13 protein-coding genes and 3 pseudogenes are annotated in these 15,973 nt (G+C 38.4%); 8 read left to right on the top strand and 8 right to left on the bottom strand.

Annotated elements, in window-relative coordinates; translation table 11 throughout:
* The first annotated feature begins 36 nt into the window (after window positions 1-36).
* From AAZO_RS02730 to AAZO_RS02720, 3 genes are all read left to right on the top strand, one after another.
* Complete coding sequence (locus tag AAZO_RS02730; protein ID WP_013190081.1) at window positions 37-990, top strand: NAD(P)H-dependent glycerol-3-phosphate dehydrogenase; 954 nt, start codon at window positions 37-39, stop codon at window positions 988-990.
* Window positions 991-1,669: 679 nt separating this feature from the next.
* On the top strand, window positions 1,670-2,923 hold the full coding sequence (gene sigC, locus AAZO_RS02725; protein WP_013190080.1) for an RNA polymerase sigma factor SigC: 1,254 nt from the start codon (window positions 1,670-1,672) through the stop codon (window positions 2,921-2,923).
* 146 nt (window positions 2,924-3,069) lie between these two features.
* Window positions 3,070-3,525: a Fur family transcriptional regulator gene (locus AAZO_RS02720; protein ID WP_013190079.1), complete on the top strand. Its 456-nt coding sequence runs from the start codon at window positions 3,070-3,072 to the stop codon at window positions 3,523-3,525.
* A gap of 119 nt (window positions 3,526-3,644) precedes the next feature.
* On the opposite strand, the gene AAZO_RS42105 is transcribed toward AAZO_RS02720, so the two are convergent.
* From AAZO_RS42105 to cobN, 4 genes are all read right to left on the bottom strand, one after another.
* Window positions 3,645-3,845 (bottom strand): peptidoglycan-binding domain-containing protein, encoded by a 201-nt coding sequence (locus AAZO_RS42105; protein ID WP_338027158.1) that lies wholly within the window; start codon window positions 3,843-3,845, stop codon window positions 3,645-3,647.
* A gap of 70 nt (window positions 3,846-3,915) precedes the next feature.
* Window positions 3,916-4,173, bottom strand: coding sequence for a peptidoglycan-binding domain-containing protein (locus AAZO_RS42100; protein ID WP_338027012.1), 258 nt, complete (start codon window positions 4,171-4,173; stop codon window positions 3,916-3,918).
* 75 nt (window positions 4,174-4,248) lie between these two features.
* Entirely contained in the window at window positions 4,249-4,431 is a 183-nt protein-coding gene (locus AAZO_RS42095; RefSeq protein WP_338027011.1) for a hypothetical protein, read from the bottom strand.
* Between the two features lie 230 nt (window positions 4,432-4,661).
* A complete protein-coding gene (gene cobN / locus AAZO_RS02710) occupies window positions 4,662-8,534 on the bottom strand; it encodes a cobaltochelatase subunit CobN (protein WP_013190078.1) in 3,873 nt (1,290 codons plus the stop codon).
* A gap of 149 nt (window positions 8,535-8,683) precedes the next feature.
* Here cobN and AAZO_RS02705 point away from each other — a divergent pair, with 149 nt between their 5' ends.
* Window positions 8,684-10,606, top strand: a complete 1,923-nt coding sequence (locus AAZO_RS02705) for a GAF domain-containing sensor histidine kinase (RefSeq protein ID WP_013190077.1) — start codon at window positions 8,684-8,686, stop codon at window positions 10,604-10,606.
* Between the two features lie 105 nt (window positions 10,607-10,711).
* Window positions 10,712-11,401 carry an N-acetylmannosamine-6-phosphate 2-epimerase gene (locus AAZO_RS02700; protein WP_013190076.1) on the top strand — a complete coding sequence of 230 codons (690 nt, stop codon included), beginning with the start codon at window positions 10,712-10,714 and terminating at the stop codon, window positions 11,399-11,401.
* Window positions 11,402-11,505: 104 nt separating this feature from the next.
* Here AAZO_RS02700 and AAZO_RS36510 read toward each other — a convergent pair.
* Together AAZO_RS36510 and AAZO_RS34785 are read right to left on the bottom strand one after the other, a co-directional pair.
* Window positions 11,506-11,761 (bottom strand): annotated as a pseudogene (locus AAZO_RS36510) (IS4 family transposase); the annotation flags it as partial.
* A 43-nt stretch (window positions 11,762-11,804) separates the two neighbouring features.
* Window positions 11,805-11,942 (bottom strand): hypothetical protein, encoded by a 138-nt coding sequence (locus AAZO_RS34785; protein ID WP_187289586.1) that lies wholly within the window; start codon window positions 11,940-11,942, stop codon window positions 11,805-11,807.
* Between the two features lie 653 nt (window positions 11,943-12,595).
* Here AAZO_RS34785 and AAZO_RS02695 point away from each other — a divergent pair.
* A complete protein-coding gene (locus AAZO_RS02695; protein ID WP_013190075.1) occupies window positions 12,596-13,258 on the top strand; it encodes a DUF4159 domain-containing protein in 663 nt (220 codons plus the stop codon).
* A gap of 103 nt (window positions 13,259-13,361) precedes the next feature.
* On the opposite strand, the pseudogene AAZO_RS02690 reads toward AAZO_RS02695, so the two are convergent.
* Window positions 13,362-14,279: pseudogene (locus tag AAZO_RS02690) on the bottom strand (IS701 family transposase); the annotation flags it as partial.
* A 254-nt stretch (window positions 14,280-14,533) separates the two neighbouring features.
* Here AAZO_RS02690 and AAZO_RS02685 point away from each other — a divergent pair.
* Both AAZO_RS02685 and AAZO_RS25775 read left to right on the top strand, forming a co-directional pair.
* Window positions 14,534-14,782, top strand: coding sequence for a transposase family protein (locus AAZO_RS02685; RefSeq protein WP_041639359.1), 249 nt, complete (start codon window positions 14,534-14,536; stop codon window positions 14,780-14,782).
* Between the two features lie 36 nt (window positions 14,783-14,818).
* Window positions 14,819-15,079, top strand: a complete 261-nt coding sequence (locus AAZO_RS25775; protein WP_081462680.1) for a transposase family protein — start codon at window positions 14,819-14,821, stop codon at window positions 15,077-15,079.
* A 652-nt stretch (window positions 15,080-15,731) separates the two neighbouring features.
* Here the strand turns inward: AAZO_RS25775 and AAZO_RS02675 are convergent.
* Window positions 15,732-15,968, bottom strand: a pseudogene (locus AAZO_RS02675) (amidase family protein); the annotation flags it as partial.
* Window positions 15,969-15,973: the final 5 nt, after the last annotated feature.

The raw sequence follows: 15,973 nt of genomic DNA, 5'->3' as shown, positions 1-15,973 counted from the left end.
TGTATCACTTATCACTTGCTACACTTAATCTTAGTAATGACTTATCGAAAATCGAAAATCGAAAATCGAAAAACTGTTGTGATTCTGGGTGCTGGTGCCTGGGGAACAGCCCTGGCAAATTTAGCGTGGGTAAATGGTCATGAAGTGCGTTTGTGGTCCCGTAACAGTTCCCAGACGCTGGCAGCAGTACTACAAGATGCTGCTGATATAGTTCTATCTGCTATTTCTATGAAAGGAGTGAGGGATGTAGCTTTATTAGTAAAGTCTTGTCCATTATCTCCAGAGATAATTTTTGTCACAGCAACAAAAGGGTTAGATCCGCAAACTACTTACACACCTTCACAAACTTGGCAAACAGAATTTCCTCACCACTCAGTAGTTGTACTATCTGGTCCAAATTTATCCCAAGAGATTGAACAGGAACTACCCGCTGCATGTGTAGTAGCCAGCAAAAATTTTGCTGCGGCTCATCAGGTGCAACTGGTATTTTCTTCCAGTCGTTTCCGTGTTTATACCAGTCCTGATCCAATTGGTGTAGAATTGGGAGGAACAGTGAAAAATGTGATGGCAATCGCAGCGGGTGTCTGTGATGGACTGCACTTAGGAACTAATGCCAAAGCAGCTTTAGTAACTCGCGCTTTGACAGAAATGGTTCGGATAGGTCAAGTTTTAGGCTCAAAAACGGAAACATTTTACGGTTTATCCGGTCTAGGGGATTTGTTAGCAACCTGCAACAGTCCCCTAAGTCGCAACTACCAAGTTGGATATCAACTGGCTAGTGGGAAAAGGCTGACAGAAATACTCAATACTTTACCAGGAACCGCTGAAGGAGTTAACACTTGCCGAGTTTTGATGCAAATATCTCAGCAACAAAATATTACTATACCAATCACTGAACAAGTTTATCGGTTACTGGAGAGTGAAGTTACACCTCAACAAGCCCTTGATGAACTAATGTTAAGAGATATGAAGCCGGAATACAACCAATAGAGTTATGCTTTGCACCACAAGGCGCTATCAGCATTATTCCCTAACTAAGATCTGCTTCTTACCAAATAATTACTAAAAAAAGATATTAAATTGTCAGGAAATTACTTTCTTGCTCATGTAATTATAACTATGTAGTTTATCTCCAGCAGAATTACTAGGAATATGTTTATACGCCGTTATGAAAATAATGGTTACTATTCCTGGGAAATTCCATGGTATAGTCCCCCCAGGGTAATTAGGAGAACCTTAAATTCTGGAATCTTTGTCAGACAAGAGTTTTAAAAAGCTGACTGCTGACTACTATGGCTAGGTAATTTCTTAATTTGCAGTTAGATTGTGGCTGTAAACAGTTATAATTTCCATCAAAAAACTACATTTACCGATAAAATTCGGAAAAAATGTATCACTCAGAGGCTGCTAAATAAGTCTCATTTTATACTAGTCATTCATGTTTGGGAGTTCGTTCAGGCTAACTTTGTTTGCGTACTAGCGAATTATACTCGTTACATACTTTTGAGACGGAGAAAGCAGAACTTGTACAATCTCTTGCAAAGAATTGTACGGCAAACCTCAATTATGTTATTTCATCGTGAATTACGGGAACAATAGCAACAGTTAATTAGCTGACCGTAATTTTAGCTGACCTTAATCTATTGTTACCTGGAGCAATAAAGACGTTATGCCAGCAACATCTTTTCATACAGATACCGCTTACGATTCCCCAAGGTCTAATCCAAAATTAGAGCCTGATTTGGGTATTGATGATGGTGATTTTTCCCTAGATGATCTACAGGATTTGGATATAGCTGCTGCTGTTGATTCTCATAATCTAGCTGCAAACACTAACCGTCGCAGCACAGACTTAGTACGTTTATACCTGCAAGAAATTGGTCGGGTGCGTTTGTTGGGGCGGGATGAAGAAGTTTCCGAAGCTCAAAAAGTGCAGCGGTATTTGCGGTTGCGGATAGTGCTTGCTAATGCTGCCAAGCAAGGTGATACTGTGATTGTACCCTATCAGCGGTTAATAGAAGTTCAGGAGCGTTTGTCATCTGAACTGGGACATCGTCCATCATTGGAAAGATGGGCTAAGACTGCTGGTATAGACTTAGCGGATTTGAAGCCAACTTTGTTAGAGGGTAAACGTCGTTGGGCTGAGATTGCCAAATTGAAAGTAGAAGAACTGGAAAATGTTCAATCCCAAGGACTCCAAGCCAAGGAACACATGATTAAGGCGAATCTTCGTCTGGTGGTTTCTGTGGCCAAGAAATATCAAAATCGTGGTTTGGAATTGTTAGATTTAGTCCAAGAAGGGACTCTGGGTTTAGAGCGAGCTGTGGAAAAATTTGACCCAACTAAGGGTTATCGTTTTAGTACCTATGCTTATTGGTGGATTCGTCAGGGAATTACCAGAGCGATTGCTACCTCTAGCCGGACAATTCGCCTCCCTGTTCATATTACAGAAAAACTGAACAAAATTAAAAAAGCACAACGTAAAATCTCTCAAGAGAAAGGTCGTACTCCCACTTTAGAAGATCTAGCAATTGAATTAGACATGACACCTACTCAAGTTCGGGAAGTGTTGTTGAGAGTACCCCGTTCTGTTTCTTTAGAAACCAAAGTCGGAAAAGATAAAGATACCGAGTTAGGGGAATTGCTAGAGACTGATAGTATCACCCCAGAAGAAATGTTAATGCGGGAATCTTTACAAAAAGATTTGCACCATTTACTGGCAGATTTAACCAGTCGAGAACGGGATGTGATCCTGATGCGGTTCGGTTTATCTGATGGTCATCCTTACTCCTTGGCCGAAATTGGTCGCGCTCTAGATTTATCACGGGAACGGGTACGACAAATTGAATCCAAAGCTTTGCAAAAGCTTCGTCAACCTAAGCGCCGTAACCTGATTCGGGACTATTTGGAATCTTTGAGTTAGAAAAGGTGATTGGTGAAAATGACCAATGACTAATGACTAATGACTAATAACAACTACCAAATATTCTCAATAAGCAACAATTGTTGCAAATTAGGTCAAACATTTGCTATATTCTCAATTAACAGGCTTTGTTGAGAAAATTTAGTATGACTGTCTACACAACTGGTTCACTTAAGGCAGAACTAAACGATCGAGGCTGGCGTTTAACTCCCCAGCGCGAAACAATACTTCACATTTTTCAAGAACTTCCACAAGGTGAACACTTAAGTGCGGAGGATCTTTATCTGAGGCTAGAAAGTGACGGTGAGGGCATCAGTCTATCCACAATCTATCGGACTTTGAAGTTGATGGCGAGGATGGGCATTTTAAGGGAATTAGAGTTAGGTGAAGGACATAAACATTATGAAATTAACCAACCCTATCCCCATCATCACCATCACCTCATTTGTGTTAGATGCAACACTACCATTGAATTTAAAAACGAATCTATTTTGAAAATTGGGGTAAAAACAGCCCAAAAAGAAGGTTTCCACCTGCTTGATTGTCAGTTGACAATTCATGCTGTTTGTCCCAAGTGTCAAAGAGCTTTAATGCCTGTTTAACACTTAAGTAGGGGAATCTAACTGCGACCCTAGAAATTACCATTTTTGATATCAGTAAGGCTGATACCATAAAATTCTTGCGCTCGCTGGATGGCTTTTTTGGTATCTGCTACCATTACTCAATTGATTTGACCTTTATAAAAACCCTTTTCTTGCAATCGTCTTTGAATTTCTAAAACGCTAAAATCACTTTTATTTGAAGTTTTGACTAAGTTATGTAACTTAGCTCTGGTAGTTGGCCCAGCAATGCTGTTAGCTTCTACTCGGTGATTTATTTGAAAGCGACTGACAGCACCGACTGTATGAAAACCATAGTAGATATTAGGTTGTTTGTCTAAATATCCAGCTTTGATTAAATGTTCTTACAAAATTCGTACAGCTTCACCGCGATCACCTAAACTCAAATGAATCTGGATTAATTGCTTTTTTGGAAGTTTGTTCTCCATCTGGATTAAGGGGTGGTAATTTGGCAAGTGTGGCTGAACCTACAACACCATCAACATTCAATTTATAAGCCTGTTGGAATCGCTTGACAGCTTCTTCGGTAATTAGCCCAAATATACCAGTAGAATTCCCATAATAAAAGCCAGCGATTCCTACCCGTGCTTGTAAAATACTGATATGTTCACCTTCATGACCTTTGACCAAGAAATTAGGACTTTTGCGTTTTGTAGTGACTGGATTAAAAGTGGTGATTTTTGTGGTTGTGGTTGTAGCGATGGTTCAGTTACTTCCAGGAGTTTTTTGCCAAGGTTCTATTTTTTGTTCTAACTGTTCTGGAATGCTCACTTCAATTACATTATTCACCGATAAATCAGAAATTTTTTGATTACCTATTTCTAATGCTAAAAGGGTACTGACAGCACTCAAGATCGATAAGGTGAGTGCTAGAGGTAGTATATACATCTAAGCTTTGCTGGAAAAACTTTTCTACTTTGGTACTGGTGCTTTATAAAAGAAAGAATCCCAGCAGATTAATTGAGTGATATGACTATCTTCGTAGGCATAAGCTAAGTGCAAATACGCAAGATTTCCCATATTTGTTTCTTACAGAGATTTTAAAGTTTCGCGCAAAGGAAGAAATGAACTTGGGGTGTGGTCAAAAGTCCAGAACTCCTAACTCCTTCCTGCTGTACTTATTGTTCTTCGACTGCTGCTTCTGCTTGATGGACTAGGTTGCGTAGATTGTCCAGTGTCTTTGAATTGGCATCTTGCCATAATCCTCTTTGATGGGCTTCTAGGAGTCTTTCTGCTATATCACGTAGCGCCCAGGGGTTCTTGGCTTGGATGAATTCGCAAACAACAGGATCTTCTAAATAAGCTTGGACAACACCCTGATAAATATGGTCTTCTACACATTGGGCGGTAGCATCGTAGGCGAATAAAAAATCTACCGTTGCAGCCATTTCAAATGCACCCTTGTAACCGTGACGCATCACTCCCGATATCCATTTAGGATTAACTACACGAGAACGGTAGACCCTGGTAATTTCCTCTTTCAGGTGGCGGACTTTAGGCTTGGATGTGTTGGAGTTATCGCCAAAATAGGTTTCGGGATTTTTTCCTTGGAGAGAACGCACCGCTGCTGTTAAACCACCCTGAAATTGATAATAGTCGTCAGAATCAAGAATGTCATGTTCACGGTTGTCTTGGTTTTGCAGGACAATTTGCATTTCCTTCAACCGTTGCTGGAAAACTTCGGGAGAGGTAACAGGTGATAGGTGACAGGTGACAGTATTATTGCTTTCTGTTCCTGGTTCCTTATTCCCTGTTCCCTGTTTTGAAGAATAGGCGTAACTACTCCAATTGATGTAAGCTTGGGCTAAATCTTGGTCTGTTTGCCAGTTTTGAGAGGCGATTAAACCTTGGAGTCCGGCACCGTAAGCGCCTGGTTGAGAACCAAAAACACGATATAGTGATCGCTCTTTTGCTGTTTCTAAAGATAAACCTTGGTCAGTCCATAATTCGGTTTCTTTTTGTACTGCAACTGCTAGAGGGTTGTTTTCTGCTGGTTCATCTAAGTTAGCAACTGCAGCGACTGCTTGGGAAAATAAATCTATTAAGTTGGGGAAAGCATCCCGGAAAAATCCCGAAATTCTTAAGGTAACATCAACACGGGGACGACCCAAAATAGATACGGGCAAGATTTCAAAATCCACTACTCGCCGTGCTGCACCATCCCACACAGGTCGTACACCAAGTAAAGCCAAGGCTTCGGCGATATCATCACCCCCAGTCCGCATGGTAGCAGTCCCCCAAACGGATAATCCCAGGGTTTTGGGATATTCTCCATGTTCTTGAGTATAGGTTTCAATTAGGGTTTCTGCCGCTTTTCTGCCAATGTCCCAGGCGGTTTCTGTGGGTATGGCACGAATATCAACAGCATAAAAGTTTTTGCCGGTGGGGAGAACTTCAGGACGGCCGCGTGTGGGTGCGCCGGATGCGGCGCTGGGGACATATTTACCGTCCAATGCTCGTAAGAGGTTGGTGATTTCTTCTTTTGTTTTTTCTAGTGCGGGAAGGAGTTGTAAGGTGATCCACTTAAGAACTGGGGACTGGGGACTGGGGATTGGGGACTGGGAATTGATGATTTGTTCAACTAAATCCGCGGCTTGTTCTTCTAGGAGTTCTACGATGTCGCCGTGTGTACGGCAAGATTTTAATCTTACGGAGAGATGCAGCGGTGCAGAGAGGGTTGGAGAAGGGGTGAAAGGGGTGCTAAGGTCTGTTGAGAGGGGGTCTATATCTAAGCCCCATTCTTGAGCGATCGCACGGGTAATGCCGATAGAATGACGGTTGGGGATCCGAGCGATCGCTACTATTAAATCTCGCAGTTGTGTTCCTTGGGGGGTTTGTCCAAATATGTGTAGTCCGTCGCGGATTTGGGCTTCTTTGAGTTCACACAGATAGCCGTCGAGGGAGTTTAAAATTAAGGTTTCAAAGTTGAAAATATCTTTTTCGTCGGTGATGCCTAAGTCTTTGTAGAGATTTTCTTTGATGACTAGTTCTTGAATGCGATTGCGGATTGCTGGCATTCTATTAGGATCTAAACTTTCAGCTTCGTAATATTCATCAATTAAATTTTCTACTTGTTGCAATCCCCCATATAAATCAGCCCTGGTCATGGGGGGTGTAAGATGATCAATAATTACCGCTTGGGCGCGTCTTTTAGCCTGTGAACCTTCTCCGGGATCATTGACTATAAATGGATATAAATGAGGCATCGCCCCAAATGCTACTTCGGGATAGCAGGTATCAGATAAAGCTACACTTTTACCCGGAAGCCATTCTAAATTTCCATGTTTACCAACATGAATAATGGCATCACTACCAAAGCTTTCTCTTACCCAATAATAAAAAGCTAAATAATCATGGGTTGGTTCTAAATCTGGTGCATGATAATTTAAACTTGGGTCAATATCATAACCCCTAGAAGGTTGAATACCTACAAAGACATTACCAAATTTAATTCCTAAAATGGGAATGGGTGATTGGCTATTTCCTAGTCCCCAACGTTTAGTAATTCCTTGTTGTACAGTTTCGGGTAAGGTAGAAAAATATTCTTGATATTCCTCCACAGAAAGACTTTGCTGTATTGGTTTCCAGTCTCTTCCTTCTGGATCATTTGTTACACCATATGTTAAACGTTGAATTAATTCATCACCGTCTGCGGGGATATTATCTACTTTATAGCTGGCTAATTTTAAAGCTTTGAGGATTTCCAGACAACTCGCGGGAGTATCTAAACCGACACCATTAGCTAAACGTCCATTGGTGTTGGGATAATTGGCTAAAATTAAGCATATGCGCCGTTGCTGGGGTGGTTTTTGGCGGAGTTTTACCCAGTTAGCTGCTAGTTGAGCGACAAATTCAATGCGATCGCTCACTGGTTCATAAACTACCACATCCGTTTCTAAGTCATTGTTCCGAGTTTGTAAGGTTTTAAAGGAGACAGCACGGGTAATAATTCGCCCGTCTACTTCTGGTAATGCCACATTCATGGCCATATCACGGGGAGTCAAACCTTGTAACCCTACATCCCATTGTTCTCGAAAACCACCACTCAGAATTACCTGGAAAACTGGTACATCTAATTTTTGCCAAAGTTCAATTTCAGGTGTTTCCGTTTCTAACCGCGCTAAGGAAAAACTGGTAGTATTCAATAACAAATCAATATACTGAGAATCTTGAGGTTGAAATAAGTCATATAATCCTTCACAAACACCAGGTTCACGCAAGGAAGAAACAAATACTGCCACAGGCTGTAAGTTTCTTTGTACTAAAGCAGTACATAAAGCATCAATTACCTTGGTATTTCCCGCTAAATAATGAGCGCGATAAAATAAAATACCAACTTTGGGTAATGGGTAATTGCTAATGGGTAATTGGTGATTGGGAATGGAAACAATTTCTCCTTTACTGCTGGTTTCCCTAGTCCCCAGTCCCCAGTCCCCGGTCCCCAGTCCCTCATACAAGCCCACACGGGGAATAGTCTGTGGTAGTGGAGGATTAAATTTAGTATCAAGGCATTTATCAGCAATAAATTGGAGGGCATTGAGGAAGTTTTCAATACCACCTTCTTTAAAGTATTGCCACACTTGATTAACAATTTCTATGGAAATAGTGGAATGAGAAATTAAATCGGGATCAAGAGCGTCGTCTCCTGGCATTACAATTAAGGTTGTACTCTGACGTTGTACAATCTCCTGCACGACTTCTAAACCATAAGCCCAATAAGAATGTCCTCCTAACAGACGCAGCACAATGACTTGGGCAAGTTCTAAAACTTGTTCACCATAAGTATCTATACTTATTTGTTGCTGTAATTGCAACAGGTTGGCGACTCTGAGGGCAGGAAATTGTGTAGGTAATTTTGGGACTGCTGCTGCTAGGGTTTGAACGTCGGTGTCAGCCGCAGTAATAAACACAAAAGGGGCTGGAGTTTGTTCTAGGAAAATTAAACCTTCTGACTGATTCCATTCACCTGGTGTGGCATTGATACGATGCATAATCTTCTATTACGTCCTTAAATGGCTGGTAAGTACACAATTCCCAAAACTAGAAAACAGGAAATGGGTTTTTAAAATTTATTCTGTTCCTGTGTCTGGAGTTGTTGTTTCTATTTAGGCATTTAGCCCATTTCACTTTTATTTTGAAAATGCTTAGTTCTCCCGATTTGAGCTTTTCTCGAACCTTGCCTCTGAGTGTATTTAATCGGCTTGGGGAATTGTTGCAGCAGATGGCTCAAGCAGTGGGTACTGCCGCTTTGATGCTAACAGAAGCTGTGTTGCAGCGAATGCCCATTCCCGCTGAATGGGAAAGGCAACGGTTTACGCTGGTAATTTCTGAACAATTTAGTGCGCTGCTGTTGGGAAATATAGAAGCAGGGGAACAGGAGACTAGGGGACTAGAAAAGCCAGAGAATCCCTCGATAAATACTAGTTTGACATTTAATCCAGATGAGATCGCTTCTTTTATCTCAGAAGTCATAAATTTGTTTGACTGCAATTCTTGCATTTATCAAAACATCGCTCGATATCAACAAGTTATCGCCCCTAATGATGCTAAACTGCAAAGTAAACTTACCCTGTTATTATTAGAATATATGCTACCCATTATTAGTAATGAGGTAACAGTATCTTCAACTATAACTCCTGGTGAAGCTTATAGTTATCAAGGAGTAGAAGACGCTCTAAATAAGCAAATTGCTCAAGAACGACTGTTAAATGAAGTAACAAGCCAAATCCGTAAAAGCTTGGATTTGCCAATCATCATGAAAACGGCAATTACCCAAATACGTGAGTTTATGGTATTAGATAGATTAGTAATTTATAAATTTGCATCGGCTCAAGTTAAGAGTCAATACTCATCATTCAATGACCAATATTTACCTAACTCTCAACATTTACCACAAAATTATCAAAATTACCAGGGTTGTATAGTTTATGAATCTCTGAGCACAGATGATATTCCCTCAGTATTAAATTATCAAGAAGAAACTTGTTTGATGCGAACTTCCTTGTGTTGGGAGAAATACCGTCAAGGTTTTGTTTTAGCTGTGGATGATATAGAAAAAACATATCCTTTGGAAGAATGTTTATTGAATTTCCTAAGAAGAAGTAAAGTCCATGCGAAATTAGTAGCACCGATAATTTTTGAAGAAAAACTGTGGGGATTATTAATTGCTCATCAATGTAATGCTCCCCGTGAATGGACTGAAAGCGAAAAAAGTTTGCTAACTTCAGTTACCAAACAGTTAGCGATCACAATTCATCAAACAGAGTTAATGGCATCTCTTACTAAACAAAAACAAACCCTAGAACAACGGGTTATTGAACGCACAATGGCACTGCAAGAAGCCTTACTAGCAGCGGAAGCAGCCAATCGTCTCCGAAGTGAATTTCTTGCTACCATCAGCCATGAATTATTAACTCCTTTAACCTATGTAATTGGGATGTCTTCAACATTATTGCTTTGGCCTTTAGGCGAATTAAGCAAACGACAACGGGATTATTTACAAACCATCCATGACAGTGGAGAACATTTATTAGAAATGATTAATGACATTCTGGATTTATCACAAGTTGAAGCTGGTAGGACAGTATTAAATATTACCGATTTTTCCTTAGTTAAATCAGCACAAAACACTTTAGATTCTCTCTTAGAAAAAGCCAGAAGCGAAAAAGTAACACTTAAATTAGACTTGCAAATTAATCCCTCACATGATAGCTTTACCGGCGATTCTACAAGAGTAGAACAAATTCTCTGGAATTTATTAACAAATGCAATCAAATTCACTCCCGAAGGTGGTAATGTCACCTTACGTTTGTGGGTAGAAGATGCAACCGCCATTTTTCAAGTAGAAGATACTGGTATTGGTATTCCAGAAGAACAATTACCACTTTTGTTTGAGAAATTTCAACAACTTGACACACCCTACCGTCGTCGCTACGAAGGTACAGGAGTTGGTTTGGCTTTAACCAAACAACTTGTAGAATTACATCGAGGTCGAATTGAAGTAGAATCTACCGTAGGTATAGGTTCTATTTTTACTGTTTGGATACCTAATCAATTAAAGTAATTTGTAATTAAGTTATGTCATCGAGAATTTAGACTTACCTAGAAAAATTATCACTTTTAGAAGTGGTAAACTTAAAAACCTTAAAAATTAGTTAAAAATTAAAAGATGACGCATTTACCCAAAGGCTTAATTGTTTCCTGTCAAGCACCTATAAATTCACCTTTGGATGATCCTTATATCATAGCTGCAATGGCAGAAGCTGCTGTGAATAATGGTGCAGTATCCGTGCGAATTAATACCCCAAATCATATTAAAGCTGTGAGAGCAAAAGTACAAGTACCAATAATTGGACTTTGGAAACAAGTAATAACAGGTTCACATGTCTACATTACCCCACAGTTCCATCATGCTGTCGCAGTTGCTGAAGCAGGAGCAGATATTATTGCTATAGATGCGACTACTAGAAATCGTCCTGGTGATGAAAAATTACCAGATATCATTAATAATATTCATCAGCAATTAGGTAAGCCAGTAATGGCAGATGTAGATACTTATGAAGCAGCAAAATTAGCCGTAGAAGCTGGTGTAGATATTGTTGGCACAACTCTTCTTGGCTACACTTCGGAAACCAAAAGTTTTGCACCTCCTGGTTGGGAATTGCTAACTCAGATCATAGAAAACTTAAATATTTTTGTAATCTGTGAAGGTGGTATTTCTTCACCAGAAATGGCAAAAAAAGCGTTAGAATTAGGCAGTGATGCTGTGGTAGTTGGTACTGCAATTACTGGTATTGATTTATTAGTTCGAGCTTATAATCATAACATTGCCAATTTTTATGGAAAATCGACAATATGAACATTAGGAGATATTTGTAAAGCCTAGTTTTTCCTCAAAGTCCTCCTTAAAAAAAAAGGAGGATTTAGGAGAATTGATAACAAGTTAAGGCTGAAAGTCTTTTGTCAATAGGGTTTTGGAGAAATATGGAAAAAGAATTGATCAGGACCTCGTTGAAGATAAGGAAACGGAGCGATAATTAACCTAAGATTTGGTTTTCGCTGTTGTTTGACAATACCTAGATCGAGATTTAGGGGATCAGGAAAATACTTAACTATCTTCTGTTGCCTTACCTTTTTGATGAGCCATCCTGAAATTATAAATACGACGATAAATCATTTCTAATGAGATTTCATCAAAGGGCAGAGAAAATTCATCCGCTTGGGATTTTCTTCAAACCAAATCTCAACAGATAATCTGGTCATTAAATCAATGACCAGATTATCTTTCCTAGCAATTGTCCTCTTTGAGCTTCTTCTAAACTTTGTAATTTCCTAAATAATGCCTCCAATGTTGAACCCTTCGGGTTCGCCAGTTGCCATAAGGTTAACACCGCAGCCATAATTAACAGTATACCTCTTGCAGAATTAATTTTATGTTACAATGGCGGTTTGTTTTTGTTTTAGCCAAAAGTTAGAGTTACAGGGTTATGTTTGAATTAGCAAGCCCAAAGAACACCAAAAACACATAAAATCTAAAACTCCCTATCATACTACATAAACAATTTTGCAACAGATCTAGTAAATTCAGTATCCGTTTTCTGAGTCTTAATTTTCGGTAGTATTTGTCTTGATTTGTAATGGCTGGTGTCAGTAATATTGAGAGTTGCTCCGCAATTACTTCATCTTCTACCAGTGGTCTGTATTTCTTTTTTGTGTAGTGTCGATTGCTTCTTGGGGACTGTGTGATGGCTGGTAACAATCGCTCAATTACTTGCCTATAATGAGTTGCTAACGATTTTTAAGCACTGCAAATACCACCCTTGACAATTTTGCCTTTTCCTTAACTTCTCACCAATGGTTCCACGTAGATGCACTGTGTTTTATATCACTTATAATTAAGACTGAATTTATTTGTCTCGTTACCCTGGCTTTTGATCAAAACCAGGGATCTTTTTATGACATTGCCGTGCGCCTGGCTGGCTAGACAAATTATATGACGCACTACACTACAGTAACTATTTGAGATGAAGTTAAATTAGCAAATCCACAGGATTTGTTATTCCCTGATCTTAACGAGTTGGATTTGCGCTATCGTTCTCAGGCTAAAGCCAGACCACAGGTGGTAGTGAGTATTGCTACTGCTTTCAATATGAGCGATCACAACTATCAGAAAATTTCCGATTTTATCCAATCTGTAGAAAGACTTTATCCAACTTTACAGGGAACAGCACCAGTTGGACAGATAGATTTACAAATAAACCCCATAGAATATCACTTAGTACATCTCATTGGTTGGCAGCTATTAAATCTAGAACAACAACAACTAGATACTTGCAATGAATACTTACAAACAGGTGGCGTAATTCTCATTGAAGTTCCCACCAATGGTTCTATCTTAACAGAAGATATCAAAAATCTAATTGCATACCACTTTGAGATTCCCTTACAATCTTGGCAGGAACTGAGCCGTAATCATCCCTTAAGAACAAAACCTTTTTTATTCGCAGGACTTCCCCACATAGATGAAGAACTTCTTCGCATTTCAAATGCAGGAGGAATTATTTTGGTAGAAGGTGAATTATCAGCAGCGTGGGGATTAGATGATAATTTGACACTTGATCGCAATGATATTCGCACAGCCCAAGAATTAGGCATTGATTTTCTCCATTTTGCCCTGCAACGCCGACAAATGACACAGTTAATAATTCATAATTAAGTTTTATAAGGGAGATTTAGACCCCTAGAATTAGTTAAGTTTTCTGCATCAAAATTGATAGTAAATAGGAGTTACACATTGACAAAAAAATCATCCGTGCGTATTAAACAGCACCAGCATTGGTAAGATTTTCCACAATGTAGTTGCGCACAACTAAAGTGAATAAGTTCCTTTGCAATTCATACCAATTAGAAATTATATTTTCAGAGCGCATTCTTTCTAAACAAACAAATGCTTGAAGTGAACAAAATATCTGTGTTTTAATTCCTTGGCTATCTCTAACCATAAATCGACAAATTCCACATACTTGTTTAATGGCTCTATGAAAACTTTCAATCCCCCAATGAGTATCATGAATTGTCACAAACTCACTTTTGGTGATTTGGTTGAGAGCTTCTTGATCTGCTAGATACACTATATAGTCTCTAGAGTCTTGTTTTTTGAAGTCTTATCTAAACAGTTTGATCAATCGAAATGCTCTCAAATGAGTTATCAAACCTTCATCAATAATTTCTAAACTCCTTAATAGACAATAATTTTCCAGTTTATTCAATACGGTTCTACTTTTGTCAATCCTAAATAGGAAATCCGACTTCTAGTTTTTTAAAAACTTTCAGCTTTCTACCCCTGAATACTAACTGTCTCCTGTAAGTATTCTTGGCTTTACACTCCAATCAATCACTTCCTTTAGCATTTCCTGAAAATAATTGTTCTTCGTCTTTCCCTCCTTTTTGTCGTATATTATGTAATTTATTCGTACTGAATTTCCATACACATCACTGTAGTACAGTGTGGTTAAGTTTATGCCTTTCATGGTCCTATGATATTTCCTAGACCAACAACAACTGATTAATTCTGCGTTTTTTGGGTCACTATACAATCTTTCTACTACTCTATCATCTACACTTGAAATCCCTCCTACTATATTTAGTATTTTCTTTACTGTATCAAATAAATCTTTCAGTTCATATCTATCTCTGAGCAATAGTCTACTCATACTATCATATGAAACATATTCTAATAGACCTATCCTTAAAAGGCAGTTTGTAGGAGAATAAATAGAAAGAATGTAACTGTGTATTGTATATCAATAATGACAAGTCCCCTAGAAAGAATAGAATTATTCCGCCAGGAATCAAAAAGATTAATTGGGATTAAGTATGAAGACTTTATCAGATTAGTAGCATTAGTAGAAAAAGGTATCTAGAGGAATAAGTAGAAGTTGAAAAAAGAAAAATTAGGTTAATAGCGTCTGGAGGAGGAGGTAAAACAGAAATGACCTCAAGGGAGGGAGTATCTATATCCCTAGTGGACCTGAGACAGAAGCCAATATTTGAAATCCTAGGATTATTGTTTGATCTATGGAGGACAAAAGCAAATAACACATTTAATTATTGGGTAGAAATCCTGAGGGAAATTTTACCTTCTTCCCAAATAGAAGAAGCAAACAAATATGAGCAGGAATATCAAGAATTATGGGAAGGACTCACTGAGTATCCATTACTAATAGATAGTGTACAATAAGCTATAGAAATACCAGGTGACTATTAAAAGCAGAAAATAAGAGCAGAAAAATATTATGCAGTCAAGGAGGAAATACACACTCTAAAAAATCAATTTATAGTATTGCCAGGAGGTAAGGATATAGTTGATATTTCTATTGGACAATTAGGTAAGATAAGTGATATTACACTATTTATAAATAATCGCCAAAACCTAGATGCCAAAGAAAGATTTTTGGGAGAGAAAGCTTATATAGGAGAAGAATTTGTTACTACACATTATAAGAAGCCTAAAAAAGCCGGACCTTCAGAGATTTAAGAAGAAGAAAATCAGAAAATATCATCAATAACAATTGGTGTTGAATATCTCATATGTAGAGTCAAAACTTTTCGAGTAGCTAGTGATAAATTTCGTTTAGCTGGACATCGTTATTATCAGGTGTAATCGCAGTATGTAGATTAGACCTCTTGCAAAATTGTTTCTGTGGTATGATAGAGGGCTTTAGATTTCATGTATTTTTAGTGTTCTTTGGGCTCCCTAATTCAGACATAACCGTGTTCTAACTTTTGGCTAGAACAAAGATAACCCAGTTTTATAACATAAAATTAATTCTGCAAGAGGTCTATTAGTTAGGTTACATCTAAATTACTCATTTATACTAAGTCATGATATTTGAATTATCAGCCTTTAGATTTTCTTTTTTAGAAAGTTATGATAAACATAACTTTTAATAATTTTCATATTTTTATCCCCAAATCCTTATTTTTACCTTCAGCCATAATTAGTGTTTCATCCCAGTTATAGTTCGTGTAACGCTTTCACAGTCAGCTTCTTATCTTTTTTAGACAAGTCTACTGTGCTGTAGAAGGTTTGGTTATTACTCTAATTGTCCGATACCTGCTAAGTAGATGACATCTTTTATTACTACAGTATTTTGCTACTTTGTCAATGCCTAAGTCCTATTATATTTATTAAATGAATTTTTTACTGCAAAAGGTACACCAGCTAATACACGAGGACTTTTACCTTTAGCGATATTTTGATCAATATGTGCTGCATCTTGTAAAGCTGTCTCCACAGCGATATCAGTAAAACAATTAAGTTCATTATCTTTAGTAGGAATTTTCGATAACGCAGCTTGAGTAACTTCTACTGCACTGACTTTACCTGATAATATATTTTTAGCTACAGATACAGCATCATTCATAGTTT

The organism is 'Nostoc azollae' 0708 (assembly GCF_000196515.1).
In the GTDB taxonomy this organism is placed as follows: domain Bacteria; phylum Cyanobacteriota; class Cyanobacteriia; order Cyanobacteriales; family Nostocaceae; genus Trichormus_B; species Trichormus_B azollae.
The sequence above is the reverse complement of the archived record's forward strand: the minus strand, read 5'-3'. Positions and strand labels throughout refer to the sequence as shown.